Annotated in this window: 18 protein-coding genes; 5 read left to right on the forward strand and 13 right to left on the reverse strand. The window is 46.3% G+C overall.

Annotated features, from left to right (window positions below; genetic code table 11):
- Positions 1–20: 20 nt before the first annotated feature.
- Entirely contained in the window at positions 21–860 is an 840-nt protein-coding gene (ylqF, locus tag MiAbW_RS13310) for a ribosome biogenesis GTPase YlqF (RefSeq protein WP_151696499.1), read from the reverse strand.
- 232 nt (positions 861–1092) lie between these two features.
- On the opposite strand from ylqF, the gene MiAbW_RS13315 reads away from it, so the two are divergent.
- Positions 1093–1635, forward strand: coding sequence for an NUDIX hydrolase (locus tag MiAbW_RS13315; RefSeq protein ID WP_151696500.1), 543 nt, complete (start codon positions 1093–1095; stop codon positions 1633–1635).
- Between the two features lie 316 nt (positions 1636–1951).
- On the forward strand, positions 1952–2893 hold the full coding sequence (locus MiAbW_RS13320) for a hypothetical protein (protein WP_151696514.1): 942 nt from the start codon (positions 1952–1954) through the stop codon (positions 2891–2893).
- 25 nt (positions 2894–2918) lie between these two features.
- Here the strand turns inward: MiAbW_RS13320 and MiAbW_RS13325 are convergent, their stop codons facing one another.
- The gene (locus MiAbW_RS13325; RefSeq protein WP_151696501.1) at positions 2919–3860 is read right to left on the reverse strand and encodes a TIGR04168 family protein; all 942 of its coding nucleotides are present in this window, start codon (positions 3858–3860) and stop codon (positions 2919–2921) included.
- Positions 3861–4045: 185 nt separating this feature from the next.
- Here MiAbW_RS13325 and MiAbW_RS13330 point away from each other — a divergent pair, with 185 nt between their 5' ends.
- On the forward strand, positions 4046–4243 hold the full coding sequence (locus MiAbW_RS13330; protein ID WP_151696502.1) for a hypothetical protein: 198 nt from the start codon (positions 4046–4048) through the stop codon (positions 4241–4243).
- A 1-nt stretch (position 4244) separates the two neighbouring features.
- Here the strand turns inward: MiAbW_RS13330 and MiAbW_RS13335 are convergent, their stop codons facing one another.
- The 4 genes from MiAbW_RS13335 to MiAbW_RS13350 form a co-directional block, all read right to left on the reverse strand.
- Entirely contained in the window at positions 4245–5411 is a 1167-nt protein-coding gene (locus MiAbW_RS13335) for a cysteine desulfurase family protein (protein WP_151696503.1), read from the reverse strand.
- A gap of 125 nt (positions 5412–5536) precedes the next feature.
- Positions 5537–5764 carry a hypothetical protein gene (locus tag MiAbW_RS13340; protein ID WP_238707288.1) on the reverse strand — a complete coding sequence of 76 codons (228 nt, stop codon included), beginning with the start codon at positions 5762–5764 and terminating at the stop codon, positions 5537–5539.
- Positions 5765–5775: 11 nt separating this feature from the next.
- Positions 5776–6087 carry a type II toxin-antitoxin system TacA family antitoxin gene (locus tag MiAbW_RS13345; RefSeq protein ID WP_151696504.1) on the reverse strand — a complete coding sequence of 104 codons (312 nt, stop codon included), beginning with the start codon at positions 6085–6087 and terminating at the stop codon, positions 5776–5778.
- Between the two features lie 138 nt (positions 6088–6225).
- A complete protein-coding gene (locus MiAbW_RS13350; RefSeq protein WP_151696505.1) occupies positions 6226–6795 on the reverse strand; it encodes an REP-associated tyrosine transposase in 570 nt (189 codons plus the stop codon).
- A gap of 444 nt (positions 6796–7239) precedes the next feature.
- Between MiAbW_RS13350 and MiAbW_RS13355 the strand changes: the two genes are divergently transcribed.
- Both MiAbW_RS13355 and MiAbW_RS13360 read left to right on the forward strand, forming a co-directional pair.
- Positions 7240–8256, forward strand: coding sequence for a PEP-CTERM sorting domain-containing protein (locus tag MiAbW_RS13355; RefSeq protein WP_151696506.1), 1017 nt, complete (start codon positions 7240–7242; stop codon positions 8254–8256).
- Positions 8257–8377: 121 nt separating this feature from the next.
- Positions 8378–10600 carry a tetratricopeptide repeat-containing sulfotransferase family protein gene (locus MiAbW_RS13360; protein ID WP_151696507.1) on the forward strand — a complete coding sequence of 741 codons (2223 nt, stop codon included), beginning with the start codon at positions 8378–8380 and terminating at the stop codon, positions 10598–10600.
- Between the two features lie 318 nt (positions 10601–10918).
- Here MiAbW_RS13360 and MiAbW_RS13365 read toward each other — a convergent pair whose 3' ends face one another.
- The 7 genes from MiAbW_RS13365 to MiAbW_RS19610 form a co-directional block, all read right to left on the reverse strand.
- Positions 10919–11101 carry a type II toxin-antitoxin system RelE family toxin gene (locus MiAbW_RS13365; protein ID WP_238707289.1) on the reverse strand — a complete coding sequence of 61 codons (183 nt, stop codon included), beginning with the start codon at positions 11099–11101 and terminating at the stop codon, positions 10919–10921.
- Position 11102: 1 nt separating this feature from the next.
- Positions 11103–11384, reverse strand: a complete 282-nt coding sequence (locus MiAbW_RS13370; RefSeq protein ID WP_151696508.1) for a hypothetical protein — start codon at positions 11382–11384, stop codon at positions 11103–11105.
- 219 nt (positions 11385–11603) lie between these two features.
- The gene (locus tag MiAbW_RS13380; protein WP_151696510.1) at positions 11604–12848 is read right to left on the reverse strand and encodes a M23 family metallopeptidase; all 1245 of its coding nucleotides are present in this window, start codon (positions 12846–12848) and stop codon (positions 11604–11606) included.
- A gap of 39 nt (positions 12849–12887) precedes the next feature.
- Entirely contained in the window at positions 12888–13607 is a 720-nt protein-coding gene (locus MiAbW_RS13385; protein ID WP_151696511.1) for a biotin--[acetyl-CoA-carboxylase] ligase, read from the reverse strand.
- A 249-nt stretch (positions 13608–13856) separates the two neighbouring features.
- Positions 13857–14501, reverse strand: a complete 645-nt coding sequence (locus tag MiAbW_RS13390; RefSeq protein ID WP_002759710.1) for a histidine phosphatase family protein — start codon at positions 14499–14501, stop codon at positions 13857–13859.
- A gap of 49 nt (positions 14502–14550) precedes the next feature.
- Positions 14551–15189: a histidine phosphatase family protein gene (locus MiAbW_RS13395; RefSeq protein ID WP_151696512.1), complete on the reverse strand. Its 639-nt coding sequence runs from the start codon at positions 15187–15189 to the stop codon at positions 14551–14553.
- Positions 15190–15318: 129 nt separating this feature from the next.
- Positions 15319–15480: a hypothetical protein gene (locus tag MiAbW_RS19610; RefSeq protein ID WP_172967375.1), complete on the reverse strand. Its 162-nt coding sequence runs from the start codon at positions 15478–15480 to the stop codon at positions 15319–15321.
- Positions 15481–15565 lie beyond the last annotated feature (85 nt).

Raw genomic sequence — 15565 nt, forward strand, 5'->3', positions numbered from 1 at the left:
TGAGGTAAAAACAGGCGATTTTAAGAGGAAGGGGGCAATTCTAAGGGAATAGCCCCGATTATTCCCTTACGAAAATCATTGAGTAACTGCATGGCTGCCCTTTCTTTATCTTCTTGATATTTGAGAGTGGCCAATTTTTCGATAAAATCCTCCCCAGTCATGTCTAGGGTATTCAACCCGTAACGAGATTGTAAGAGTCCTTCATAGTGTAATTCTATTAATAAATCGACAAAAGCCGCCGCTATCCTTTGGTTATCATAACCAGCGTCCCCAATATCCTCACAGATAGCTAATTTCACCGCATCCCTTTGATTTTCTAAACGGGAAGGAATCACCCCCGGCGCGTCTAATAGTTCTAAGGTGTCGGAAATTCGTACCCATTGTAATTGTCGCGTTACTCCGGCCCTGCGGGCGCTGGCGACGACTTTTCGCCCTAATAAACGGTTAATCAGGGCAGATTTGCCCACATTGGGAAACCCGATCACCACGGCGCGCACTGGACGCGGTAACATTCCTCTTGTTTGACGTTTTTGGTTAATTTCATCGCCAATTTTTTCCGCCGCTTTGATAATTGCTTTAACTCTTTCTCCCTGTTTAGCGTTAGTAAAATAGACGGTTTCTCCTTGACTTTTAAACCATGTTACCCATTGTTGCTGGGCAGATTCGGGAATCATATCGAGACGATTTAAGATTAATAAGCGCGGTTTATTGCCAATCCAATCGTCCACCTGGGGATGATGGGAAGCTAAAGGAATGCGAGCATCGCGCACTTCTAGGACCACATCCACGAGTTTAAGATGTTCCTTGAGTTTTCTTTCTGCTTTGGCAATATGACCGGGATACCATTGAATTAACGCCATGGGAGATGAGAGTATAAAATTTAATTTTATCAGGAATAGTCCCTAGATCAGCTGTTAAGTATTGAAATTGCTTGTTGAGATGAGGCAATAGGCAATAGGCAATAGGCAAGAGTAAAGGGATTGGGGGAGATTCGGCTAATCTAAGAATAAGCAGTTAAAATGCGTCTTAGCTTAGTTATAATTATCTGAGAAAGAGTTTAGTAATTTTACGACAATTATAACAGGATTATCGATGACTAATTTAAAAAAATGGCAAATTATTAAATCCGAGCTAGTTTTTCAGAATCGTTGGTGTCAAGTCCGTCAAGACGCGGTGAGGTTATCCTCTGGACAAGTTATCGATGATTATTTCGTTAATATTCGTCCTGAAATTGTTTTAGTTGTTCCAGTTACTGGGGATAATCAATTAGTTTTTGTTCGTCAATATCGTCACGGAGTTAAGGAAATTTTATTGGAATTTCCCGCTGGGGCAGTAGATGCGGGTGAAGATGATATTACTGCGGCAGCGCGTCGGGAATTCGAGGAGGAAACTGGTTATCAAAGTGATTCTCTAATACCTCTGGCTGTTTTGTACGATAATCCTGTTAAAGATACTAACAGAATTCATATTTTTTTGGCTCTTAATGCTACCCCCACCGGTCAACAAAAGTTAGATGTTACCGAGGAAATTGAGGTTATTATTCGACCTTTACAGGAAATTAATCCGCGGGAAATTACCGTCTCCGGTAGTTTGGCTGCTTTCTATTTAGCGAGAGATTTTTTAAAGCAAAATTGAGTAATTCTATCGATTATCTTAATAAGAAAGTAGGAAGTTTCCTTTTTGGGGAGCCAGTTGTTAGGAGATTATTTTTATTTATTCTCCCCAATTCATAATTTATAATTTATAATTCTGCTCTCTTGGGTTTGGTGGGTAAAATGTATTCTAAGATACAGTCCTGCTGGCGGTCGCAACGCGCTCGCTACGCGAGACCGAGTGGAAAGAACCACAGAGACACAGAGGACACAAAGATTGATCGCTTCTATAGTAAGTTAAACTGATCACACAAAGAATAAGAGAGTCATAATTCCCACTGTCTATGAGTAATTTTTTTATGATTGCTGGCTTTATTCTATCAGCTTATGCGATTGTTGCTAACGATTCCCTACAAACTTTAGGTACTTTTTTAAGTGCCAATGAAAAACGTCCTTGGTGGATTTTGTGGCTGTATTCCAGCATAATCTTAGCTTCGATTTTTATCGCTGGTTGGTACATTAATCAGGGAGATGTGGCTTATAATCGACTAGAAATGATTCCCTTCCCAGAAAATTTTACTTGGATTTATATCGTTCCTCCCTTAGCAATTTTAATTCTCACCACTTGGGGAATACCAGTGAGTACAACCTTTTTGGTTTTAACAGTTTTTGCTCCCCAATCTCTAGATGAAATGTTAGTTAAATCCGCTTGGGGTTATGCCATTGCTGTTATAGTGGGGTTAGTCATCTATCGAATTATTTATCGATTAGAAAAATTTTTCCTAGAAACAGTTAATAAAGAACCTCAAAAAATCTGGGTAGTTTTACAATGGTTATCCACTGGGTTTCTCTGGAGTCAATGGTTAATGCAAGATTTTGCTAATATTTTCGCCTATCTTCCCAGAAACTTGGCGGCAACATGGTTAGTTTTATCTCTAACAGTTATGCTACTCCTGCAAACTATCATTTTTATTAATCAAGGTGGTCAAATCGAAAAAATTGTCACTAGCAAAACTAACGCCCATGATCCGCGTTCTGCAACAATTATTAACTTAATTTATGGCTTAATTTTACTGTTTTTTGTTGGCTATAATCATATTCCCATGAGTACCACTTGGGTATTTTTAGGTTTATTAGGAGGTCGAGAAATTTCTCTGACTTTAACCAGAGAAACCCCTAATTTAGCCGCCACGGGTAAACTGGTTTTAGGGGATGCCTTGAAAGCTTTTATCGGTATGATTGTTAGTGTTACTATCGCTCTTGCTTTACCTCTAATTGCTCAAAAAATTAACTATCCATAGGAAGTGGGGTATGGGGAGAGGTAAATTAAGAATAACAAGATTGGGGAGATAGGCGATCGATTGACGACCCGGAGTGATAAAGTTTTCTATTACTGATAATCTCGAAATTATCGTTCAACCAGATTAAAGATGCTTCTGTGACTAGACCTTCTTCAAGAGTGACTAGGGAAAAATTGCGAGATTTACCCGTATCAGAGTGGAGAATGCGAGGGACACTAGCAGCATTCAGATAAACGGTTCCCATCTCGGAAGTGACCACGGGATTGCGTAAACGGGAAGTAGTATGACGGAGACGGTGGTGCATATGACCGAAACTGACGAGAGAAACCTGTTTTCCTAATAGCTGTGCTTGTTCGATGGCCGCCGCTAAATCCGGATCCCCGTGGTCCCCTCCCAAGGGTTGCCAATCGCGACCACAGATAGCTTCCGCTTCCTCTCCCAGTCCGGCTGGACCATTGTGACCCAAAAAAATCAGGTTATTATAGGCAGTATCTTGAATATTAGCGATAATTTTGGCAGTAGATTCGGCAAAACTGCTGATATTATAGCGTTCTTGCAAAAATTCTCCATTTTTCCACTCGGATCCTCCCCAAGTAAAGGGACGACCCCCAACAATCGAAAGCTGTAAACTGGGTAGGTCTAGTTTTGAGTAACCCACATGAGCAACCCCCAATAATTCTAACTGGGCGGTGACACGATCTTCTTGATTGCGATCATAGGGACATTGTTTTCGTCCCCAGGGGGTGGCGCTATACCAAGCGTCATGATTACCGAGAATAACGGCTTTTGGTAAGGACAAACTAGCAATCCGACCGACAATTTCTAGGGATTCATTGCCAAAATCGCCGACAAATAGGGCTAAATCCACTTGTAAAGCTTCTAGTGCTAAATTATCTTCTATTTCCCATTGGTCGTGAACGTCACCGATGACGGCGATTTTATAGCTGTGAGGGAAAGAACTTACCATTACCAGTTATTAACTATCATTTACCAGTAAAGATCATAACTAGGATTGGTAGTCGAAAACCGTGGGTAAGAGAGAGAGATTTTTTCTCAAATTACCAATGAAAAGGTAAAGATTTAAAACAAAGTTACCCACAGTCATCGGTTTGTTTGTAAATTTAGATACAGAATTATCAGGGTGATCTGTGTATGTCCTTGCTACAATCCCGCACTACTGCCGTTGTTACTTGTCCCCAAGCGAGTACATGGGTACAACTAAGAATGCTTCCCTCTCCCTACAGCTTTGATGAAGCGCTACTACTCTGTGAACAGGATCAGGGACGTTGGGTGGCATGGATTCCCGATTTTGGCGAAATTATCTTGATTGAAGGACAATTTGAGGCATAAACTAACTCTTGCTTACAATTAAAGCAGATAAACAGCGATCGATCACTTGTTTTAATACTAGAGCAGTCCAATCAATATCGGCGGCGCTGGTGTCCCTTCCCAGGGTTAAACGAATTCCCGCTAGTGCCTCTCGATCGCTGTAGCCCATAGCTTTTAAAATTGGACTAGGGGAAAGTTTGCCACTATGACAGGCGGATCCGGAACTAATGCCGATTCCTGCTAAATTAAGCTGACGAACTAGCTGTTTTCCCGTGATCTGACTGTCATCGTCGGGACGGACAATAAAGCTGACGTGGTGGGGTAAACGATAGAATCGGTCCCCTGTGGGCAGCAGATAAGGATAATCGGCTAAGAGGTCAAATAATCGATCTCGTAGGGCTATTAAACGCATTTTTTCGCTAATTAAGTCTTTTTGGGCTAATTCGGCCGCTAAACCCAAAGATGCGATCACTGGTACGGCTTGGGTTCCCGATCGCAGGCCTTTTTCCTGACCACCGCCCCGCAGTAATGGTAAAATATCGACACCTGCTCTGATGTATAAAGCCCCCGCTCCTTGCATTCCATAAATTTTATGGCTAGAAAGAGATAATAAATCTATGGGCAGTTTCCGCACATCAATATCGCATCTTGCCGCCACCTGCACCGCATCGGTGTGAAAAAGAACACCCCTTTCCCTGGCAATGCTGCCCAATTCTTCAATCGGTTGTAGGGTTCCCACCTCGCTTTGTCCGTAAATAATAGAAATTAAGACCGTATCGCTTTGAATTGCGGCTTTTAGGTCTAAAGGATTCACCCTACCTTGACGATTGACAGGAAGACGAGTAATTTGCCAACCTTGCTGCTCTAATTGTTTACAGGGTTCAGCGATCGCCGAATGTTCCACACTAGAAATAATTATATGACGGGGGCGGTTATACTGTTGAGCAACCCCGATAATTGCTAAATTATCGGCTTCCGTGCCGCCAGAAGTGAAGATAATCTGGTCTGGATTGGCATTAATTAACCCTGCTACCTGTTCTCTGGCCATTTCGATGACTGTCGCCGTATCCTGTCCCCAACTGTGTAAACTGGAGGGATTGCCCCAATGATGCCGGAGAATAGTGGCAACCCGCTCGATCACTTGGGGATGAGTGGGGGTAGTGGCGCTATAGTCAAGATAAATTTGCATTATTTTACAATCTGAGAAATGAGAGTCAAGACAGGCAGCTATTCTCAGTTTAGCGGCTTAAGAGATTAGAAAGCGGGTTTCTTGAAGAAACCCGCTTTCTTAAAGAAAGCGGGTTTCTGGGTTTCTTAAAACTGCTTTCTAGCATCTTTTCTGATCTCAGGATAGTAGCCCATGATTTTTTCGCGTTCTCGGTCAACGAGAACGTAGGGAATGGCAATGTTTCGCTTCTTATCTTGGGTAGCGAGGTCGTGCAAGTAGCGATCCAGTTGTTCGTTACCACAGCTAAAAGCCGCCCGATTGTGATGGCTTTCGAGAGTTTCTAGACAAAAATCAACAGATTCCGAATTTAACACAAATCTAGCAACTATTTATTCATCATTTGCTCGTACCATTGAGCGTCTGCTTGAGCTTGCTCGGAGGGAGCGGGGGGATTTAACAGGGCCTCGACAAAAACGAATTGATCGCGTTCGGTTAATTCTACCAATTGGCTATCTTTGATCGTTTGCATAGCTGCCTCAGCCAAAACTGACACCATAAATTCAGTCAAGTTCTGTCCCCGTAAAAAGGCAGCCATCTCCATCAGTTGCTTTTGCTCTGCTGTTATGGAAGCCTCTAACTGCGCATTGTTGCCGATTTTAGTCCCTTGGGGTAAATCTTTATCTGGTTTCGTTCTCATGGCTTAGAAATTATCTAATTTAAGCACATTATATTCTCAGAAAACGGGTTTCTGAGTTGATAAGAAAGCGGGTTTCTGGGTTGTTGACGAGAAAACGGGTTTCTCTAAGAAACCCGTTTTCTGGATCTCTTTGAAGCCTTACTCATCTAACAGCAGCCCCTTTAACTCTGGAGAGATGACATCTATATCCATCATCATAAATGAACGACAAGCAGCCATCGAGCCTAAAATCGCGACAATAATTTCCAGATTGGGTAGTGTTCCTTCTCTCCATCCCACATATTCGCGAAAACTGGAGAATTCCCATTCCTGTGGCTGACTCACCAAACCCGCTTTCACTGGATTACAGTGAATATACCTCGACAAATTTAATAAATACTCTGTATCATTTACTAGAATTGCCTGAAACCGCCCTTGAAACAATGAGCCAACTCGCCCATATCGCCGATTTATGGCTTTGGTATAAGACAGGGAAAAGGCTTGCATTACCGCAGAAAGCTCGGCTTTTTTCAGCTGTATTAGCAGGTGATAGTGGTTGGGCATCAAGCAATAGGCAATAACATCTAGCGTTTTTACCAGATATTTACGCACCAATCGCAGAAAAAAAAGATAATTTTCTCGCTCAAAGAAGATATCTTCACGGTTATTGCCGCGATTATAGATATGGTAGTATTGTCCTGCTTGAAAGATATTCTGACGATAGGGCATATTTATCTTATCTCTAGAAAACAGCTTTCTCTGGCTTACTATTCTAAGCTAAGAGAAACCCGCTTTCTTGAAGAAAGCGGGTTTCTTGATGAGAAAGCGGGTTTCTGAGTTGATGATGAGAAAGCGGGTTTCTGAGTTGATGATGAGAAAGCGGGTTTCTGAGTTGATGATGAGAAAGCGGGTTTCTGAGTTGATGATGAGAAACCCGCTTTCTGAGTTGATGATGAGAAAGCGGAGAAAGCGGGTTTCTTGATGAGAAAGCGGGTTTCTTAAAGAAACCCGCTTTCTAAAGATTTTATTAAAACCGTATCTTATGATACAGTTCGGGGGGGGGGAGATGGTAGTTTCGGAAGCGAGCTTTACGCTTAGATGGCGCAGTGACTTGACCCGACTGGAAAAATCTGCGATCGCAAATAAATTTATCGTTATCTTAATAAAGCAATCATGAATACAAAACTAAAAAATAGCGCCTTCGACAAGCTGAAACTGGCACCCATCGCCCTAGCGGCGGGTGCGGGCATGATGCTGGCTGCGGCTGCCCCCGCACAAGCGGCAGTGGTCAGTCTGAGTCAGACAGTGACTCAGGGGGGGGTTGTATATTCTAGTATCGACAACAGCATTGTCAACACTCCCCTTACCAAGCTTCCCGGTGCAACGGGAAGCAGTGCCTATGGCATAAGTTCTGCGGCGATTGTCAACGGGCGAACCGATGCCTTTGACGGTTTCGGTGGCATCACCGTCAACGGAGCAGCCTTCAACCAGCCCAATGACGAGGTGGATCTGACCACCACTGGGGCGGGAACCTTCCTCAACACCATCAGCCCCGTCAGCATCGGCGGCATCAACACCAGCCTGGACTACTTCATGAGTGCTGACAGCCCCACTCTGCGCGTGTTTGGTACCTTCACCAACACCACCGCCAATCTCCTCTCAGCCGAGATCGCCTATGGCGGTGACTTGGGTTGTGATGGTGATTGTACGATTGAGGACAGCAGCACGGGAGACAACGCCTTCCAGTCGGCCCTCGACCGTTGGTTCATTACCTCTGATGGTCCAGCTGATGACGATCCCTTTCTAACTTTCGTGCGCTTCGGGCCGGGGGGGCAACTTGCCTCTTCCACTCCGGCGGTACCGAGTGAGGACTTTAATAATTCCGTCGATATCTTTGCGGATATCTGGACTTTGAGCCTTGCCCCTGGAGAGACTAAGAGCCTGATGTGGTTCGTTAACTTTAACGATAGTTTAGCCGCTGCCCAGGCAGGTACTCCGGTTTTCAATGACTTGAGTACTTTGGGAGCCGCTGGCTTGCTGGCGGGTTTGTCGCCCACCCAGATTGAGGAGACTGCCAACTGGGTGCAACAACAGCCACCCGTTGCTACTCCTGAACCTTCTAGCCTCATAGGATTGGGAAGTTTACTAGGTTTTGGGTTGTTGTCTAAGATCAAACGAAGAAACCCTTAAAGAAAACGGGTTTCTTAAAGAAACCCGTTTTCTTCCCAGAAACCCGCTTTCTTTAAGAAAGCGGGTTTCTGGGTTGTTGATGAGAAACCCGTTTTCTGGCTTATGCTATAACCATACTACTATGCGCTCTAAATCTACAAAAACAACCGGTATAACCATTGAAACTGGATTCGATCGCCTGCGGACAGGTCGCCTTCAGGAAGCGGCGGCGATCGCAGATCAACTCCTCAGCAGTAATCCTAATCATCACGGTGCGCTCAATCTATCGGGGTTAATTGCCCTCAACCAAGGAGAAAAAGAACAAGCCGTCCGACTATTACAGAGAGCAGTAAAATTAAAACCCAGCGAACCGATTTACCAGTGCAACTTAGGCGCAGCTTACCGCCAGAGTCACCGCTATAACGAAGCAATTTCCGCCTGTCAAAAAGCCTTAAAACTGCGTCCCAACTACCCCAATGCCCTAACTACCCTCGCCAGTACCTACTTTGCCTCGGAGCAGTACGAGAAAGCGCTGACAACCTACGAACAGGCGCTCGCGATCGCCCCAGAACAGGCTCTACTGCACGCCTACCGAGCCGATGCCTTGCGGGAATTAGGGCGGGTTCGTGCGGCGATCGAGGCTTACGAACAAGCTCTCCATCTTTCTCCCGACTTGCCCCACGCCATGGGCAATTTTGGACTAACTTTATTGGCAGTCGGGCAACCGGAACGCGCCCTAGAATATTGCCGCCTGGCAGCGGAATCCGAAGGGAAAAATGGTCAAGCTTGGATGAATTTGGGAACCGTCTTCCGCACCTTGGGACAGTTGGAAGCGGCCATGGATGCCTATGGCAAAGCTTACGATCTCAATCCCGATTCTGCCATGCTCTGCACCCTAATCGGTCAGATTTGGCAGGAAGTCAGCGAATTGCCACAGGCTCTCACTTGGTACGATAAGGCCCTGGCAATTGAACCAGAGCGCCTTGACAGCCGTTGTGCCTTCGCCGGGGCGATTCTCGATTTAGGGGATAGTGCCACCGCCATCACTCGCTACCAAGAAATTATCGAGCAGCATTCCGACTATGGCGAGGCCTATTCAGGACTCAGCCAAGCTCTCTGGGAAGATGGCGACGCAGAAGAGGCAGTCGCGGTGGCCTATCGAGCAGTAGAACTCAAGCCCGAAAATGCCGGCTTGCGGGCGCATCTAGCCAGCATTCTCGCCTCTGCTGGGGATGTGGAGAGCGCCAACGCCGCCAACCGCGAGGCCCTGGCCGTCAATCCTAACTGCATTCCCGCCCTGGTCAATTTAGCCCAGAATTTGCGGGGGAAACTGCCGCCAGAGGATGCTCAACAGATGGAAAATTTACTCGAGGCCAAGTGGGCCAGAGAAGGCACACAGTCGGCGCTTCATTTTGGCCTCGCCCACTACTACGACGGTTGTAAGAACTACGCCCAGGCCGCCACCCATGCGATCGCTGCCAACAAACTACACACCGCCTACAAGCAGGAGCGAGGTTGGGATTACAATCCCGATGATTATGCCCAATATATCGACCAATTAATCGCCCACTTCACCCCCGAATTTTTCCAGCGCACTCAGGGGATGGGCAATCCCTCTACTGCCCCCGTTTTCATCGTCGGGATGCCCCGCAGCGGCACTACTCTGACGGAGCAGATTCTCGCCAGCCATCCCCAAGTATTTGGGGCCGGTGAGCGCAACTTTGCCGGTAATTGCTTTAACAGCCTACCGGCACTGATGGGGCATCCCGGCAGTACAACCGTCTGGAACTGCCTCCAGCAGCTTGGTCAACCTCAGATTCTTCACCTGGCCGATTGGCATCTGGCACAGTTAGAACAACTGCTTACCAAAGCAGGGACAGAGAGGGAGAATATCCAGAGAATTGTCGATAAAATGCCCGACAATTACAGTCTTTTGGGCTGGATTGTCACTGCTTTTCCCAATGCCAAGATTATCCATTGTCGCCGCGATGTGCGGGATGTGGCGGTTTCCTGTTGGATGACTCAGTTTAAGTCTATTCGCTGGGCGTTCGACTTAACTCATATTGCCGAACGCATTCAGCAATATTGGCGGATTATGGAACATTGGCGGCGCGTTTTGCCGGTTCCCATGTTGGAAATTGACTATGAGGAAACGGTTGACCAGCAAACGGCGCAAACGGTTCGGCTCCTGGATTTTATCGGATTAGAATGGGATGATGCTTGTATGCAGTTCCATAAAACCGATCGCTTAGTGCGTACTGCCAGTGTTACTCAAGTAAGGCAACCGATATATAAGCGCTCGGTTGAGCGGTGGCGGAGTTATGAAGAGGCCCTACAACCTCTGCTCGAAAGGTTAACCATCTAAGTTACAGCGTTTCCCATAACTGCGAAATGTTTAGGCATCAAATAGGGTTGAAATACCCGAAATAACCGCCTGGTAGGGTTCTCAGTCCAAAATTGGCAGCTTCAAAAACCTTGCATTACCACTCTTGTAGGACAAAAATTAGTACAAAAAAAGAGGACAGCAAAGCCTGAAACTCCCGCCTCCTGACTGATACTAAATCCAGTTATTAAAAACTGATTATTTATTCTCCGTTTTGCCGTTCGGCAAAAGCTCACGGCCGAAGCCTTTTGCATGAGTAGAAAACGGGTTTCTCGGAGAAACCCGTTTTCTGTGCGTTACTCAGTCTCCAACGCGGAAGCGATACTTCCCAGCAAATTCTCCCTTTAATGCTTTAGTTTGAGGATAATTATTCGGTGTTTCTTGAAGGAGTTTTAAACACTTAGCAATCTTCTTTTTTAAGATTGGATCCGCTTCAGAATAAACTTTATTTGCTTTAGCTGTCAAACGGACTTTATGAGTCACCTCAGCTTTCCCAATCAATAAGGCAACCTGATTGTAAATCCATTTCAGCTTCTTTCAAATGTTCCATAATATTCGGGATTGCTCTAATTTCTTGCGTTGCCTTTTCACTTTCTTTATCTGACAAATAAGCGGCAAATTCTAGAATCATCTTTAAATTTTCTACTGATAGGGTTTGTAAATATTGTTGAATCTTTTGCTGCATTAAATCGACCCGTACTAATGTTTCAGAATCTAAAAAATCTTCTGGAGTCGAGGGATTTACTTCAACGTCAGTTAGAGTCATATTTAATCAAGTGCTTCTCTCAAGTTTATTATTTTTATCTTAGCGTGTATCCCGTCTCCCGTCTCCTGTCTCCTGACGACCGACTCCTTACCCCACAGTTAACTTTACTTTTTTCCAACTACTTAAGACTGCGAATGTATGGAAACGCATCAATTGGGCAAAAGCTCAACGATGCGTTTTTAAGCTCCAAAAAACGCTATAGTTGTAACCCAAAACAAATCAATTCTGATTAGGGTCAGTGGCCGCGGCCATTTGCATTCTCTGCACCAGATTATCGAGGGCTAATTCTAGATGTAAACCGGCATCTACGGCGGTCCAACCCTGTTCGGTTAGGTGTCGCCATTCAAAGTGTAGGTGAGGACCGGTAGAAAGTCCCGTACTACCCACGCGACCGATAACCGCACCCTGTTCCACCCATTCTCCCGGTTTGACGGTGATTTCCGAAAGGTGGGCATAACGAGATTCTTGACTACCATCGAGGTGACGTAAAATCACCGTTAATCCGTAACCTCCCAACCAGTCGGCGGTGGCCACTTCCCCCGCGTAGGCGGCTAATACAGGTGTTCCCATCGGTGCGCCTAAATCAGTACCCGCGTGCATGGCCCGATTCCCTCTGACTGGATGATTTCGCCACCCGAAAACCGAGGTAATTTGGGCGGGAAGAGCGAGGGGAAAGAGTAAATCGGTGCGTTGAGTTGGGTTAGAATCCGTGGGACTTAAACGGGTGGCCCGCTCATAGGTGGTCGCTTCGCTGATGGCCTCCACTTCTGCGCGAGTCACTGGGGCTAAAGCCAATTTTACGCCATTCCATTCCGGGGGATTGAGGGCTACCACCTGACTGGGAATCACCGTGGGGGCAGCCAGACGTACCGGGGCGCTAGAGGCCACGAGAGTGGGGGCATAACGACCCAGGGAATTATTAGCGATAACCGGCTGATTTCGGGGCTGCCGTCCTACTCGCACGGCCGGATTAGGATTGAGACGTACCCGGGCCAGATTAACCGGGGGTAAGGGTTTGGCCACAGTGCTGACCGGCTGACGACGGGAGGCCCGGGCCGCCAGATTACAGCTACCTCCTACCAGTTGACCATTTTGGGCGATCGTTTGGCAACCACTGCGGCGCTCGGTGACAACAACGGAACTGGGGGGGTTAAAGTTTCTAGTATCGATAAAATTATTTTTACCGCCAGCCCGGGGGGCAAGGGTGGGCATATCGGTTTGATGGTTTTCGGGGATAGCCAGACGGGGGGCGGGATTAGTATTTTCTTTGATAACGGGGGCTTTTAGGGTGGGGGCGGCATTTTCCACTACTGGGGTTTCGCTGCCAGTTTCGGAATTAGCGATCGCATTGGGAGCAAGAGTGATCAGACCGCTGACCACTAAACCGAGACCACTGCATAAACTCAGCTTCTTTTTTAAGGATTTTCCTAGAAAAAGTTTCAATATCACCGATGAAGGATACATAGGGCGGCCTCACTTCTCACAGTTTAGTCAAAAAAATATTTAGACTTGATTATAGCCGAGACTGACCCTACCGGCCGGTATATAGATTTCGCTACTGGCATTGTCCGAGGTTAATTTAACTTTTAATTCCCCTCGATCGCTTACCCCCGTTATTATGCCCTGATAGCCATCGAAAACTATTTTTTGACCAAAATTATCAAAAAGTTCTAAATAGGAGGCTAGTAGAGCTTTTATACCGTGATTACAGTAATATTCATAGCCGTGTAGGATAGCATCACTGGTGAGAGAGGTTAATTGAGCGATCGAGGTGATTTTATTGCCAGTAAAAGCTTGTAAATTAATACCCGTGGGGGGGACAGGATTGGCCCAATTGAGGCCCACTCCGATGACTGCTTGGGGGATGTTTTGACCCTGAATACGGGTTTCTAGGTTAATTCCCCCTAGTTTGCGCCCCAATAGGACTAAATCATTCGGCCATTTGATTTTAACAGGTATTTCTTGACAATTGAGATGATGAGCGATGCCCCAAACTGTAGCGAGGACGAGATGGGCAGATTTATCCACCTCTAAATCCAGATTTAACGCCAAAGATAAATATAATCCTCCCGGTTCAGAAATCCACTCCCGTCCCCATTGTCCCCTCCCGGCACTTTGTTGACTAGCAGTCACCACAAAAGGCGGATTTTCCCCCGATTCTAATAATTGCCACGCTTTAGTATTAGTGGAAGGTAATAGCTCAAAGTGATGGATTTTGGTCATAAATGGGGAGTGGGGAGTATTTTCAGTGTTGCCAAAGGCACGGCGTAGCCGTCCAGTAAACAGTAAACAGTAATCAGTGACCTGATACTAAATCCGTTGAGTATAGGCTACATATCAGGACAGGCAAAAGGCAAGAGGCAAAAGGCAAAAGGCAAAAGAGGGAATAGATAATCAGTTTTTAATAACCGGATTGAGTATGAAAACTGACATCTGATCAGTGATCACTGATAACTGATAACTGATAACTGATTAGGTGCAAGGAAGAGAACGCAGGTACTCACTGAGGTGGGAACGTAAACCAATACCATGGAAAAGCGGGCCACGACTGCCTAATTCGACGATACTGACAGCGGCCACGGGCATTTCAAACCGATCGCGATAACGGCCCACATCGATACCCATCAGACTACAGAGCATGATTCGGATGGTGGCCTTGTGGGAAACGATCAGGATATTGCCATCACTGTGGGTGTGTTCGATTTCCTCCAAAACGGCTGCAGAACGACGGGCGATATCGATACCCCTTTCCCCGTTGGGGGGAGCATTCCAAGCCGGATCCGTCAACCAACGCACATAGAGATCATGATATTGACGGTCGATATCGTTGGGGTGCATACCTTCCCAAAGACCATAACCGATCTCTTGTAATCCCTGGCGGATTTCTAATTTCAGTCCCACCGCTTCACAGAGAGGTTTAGCGGTTTGAATAGCTCTTTGGAGGGGACTGACGTAGGCCGCGCGCCAAGGTAAGGAACGATAGACATCGGCAAATTCCTCCGCCATTTCGATGCCTTCGGCAGTCAAACCGGGGTCATTTTCTGGAGTACCACAGTATCCTCCCGTTTTGCTATAGGCCGTTTGTCCGTGTCGTAGAAAATATAACATCAAGCACATAGTTTTTCAGGAGACCAAATCCGGGGCTTCCCTGGTTACTGTTGACTGGTTAGGTTCCCGCTCGCGAGCGCAGGTCATTGCGGAGGTGAGAGCGATCGCCGATGACTTGAAAGAGGGGACCGTGTTCGGCTAATTCGACGATCGTCAGCGAGGCCACGGGCATGGCAATTCGATCGCGATAACGGCCGATATCAATGCCTAAAAGAGAACATAACACGATTCGGATCGTTGCTTTATGGGAAACGATCAAAATATGGCCATCATCGTGATTATGGTCGATTTCCTCTAACACTTCCGAACTGCGACGAGCGATATCGATGCCTTTTTCGCCTCCCGTGGGAGAATTCCAGCCCGGATCTGCTAACCAGCGCACATAATCATCATGAAACTCCTGATTAACCTCAGCTGCGGTTTTTCCCTCCCATTGGCCGTAGGCAATCTCTTTTAATCCTTCCCGTTTGTGGATGGGAATACCTAAGAGATCACTTACAGGGGTGGCGGTGGCCATGGTGCGCTTGAGGGGACTAGAATAGATCCCTGTCCAAGGCACATCTCGATAGGCAAGAGCGAAATCCTTGGCCATTTCATAGCCGGCCGGGGTTAGTTCCAAGTCTAATCGACCGCAAAAACTACCAGTTTGACTGGCTGTGGTTTCACCATGACGCAAAAAGTAAAGTTTTAGACTCATTTTTTAGGTGCATCTCAATATGTGTGACCCTCTCCCACTTATGGTGATAAGCAGAAGTTATGAAAAGAGGGCGAAGCCAATTCACCGCTACAATCATATTATTTTCCCAATAGTAGAAGCGCATCGTGGTCAGTGAGTTGAGCGAACTGTCCGCACCCATTCACTACGAAGGACACTAAGGGGATTAACCACAAAGGCACGAAGGACACTAAGGGAATTAACCACAAAGGCACGAAGGACACTAAGGGAATTAACCACAAAGGCACGAAGGACACTAAGGGGATTAACCACAAAGGCACGAAGGACACTAAGGTTATGGATGAGAGGGCTAATGATTTATCTAAGGAGATTATTGGGGCAGCGATCGCTGTTCATC

The sequence above is a fragment of the Microcystis aeruginosa NIES-4325 genome (assembly GCF_008974145.1).
GTDB classification, from domain to species: Bacteria; Cyanobacteriota; Cyanobacteriia; order Cyanobacteriales; family Microcystaceae; genus Microcystis; species Microcystis aeruginosa_G.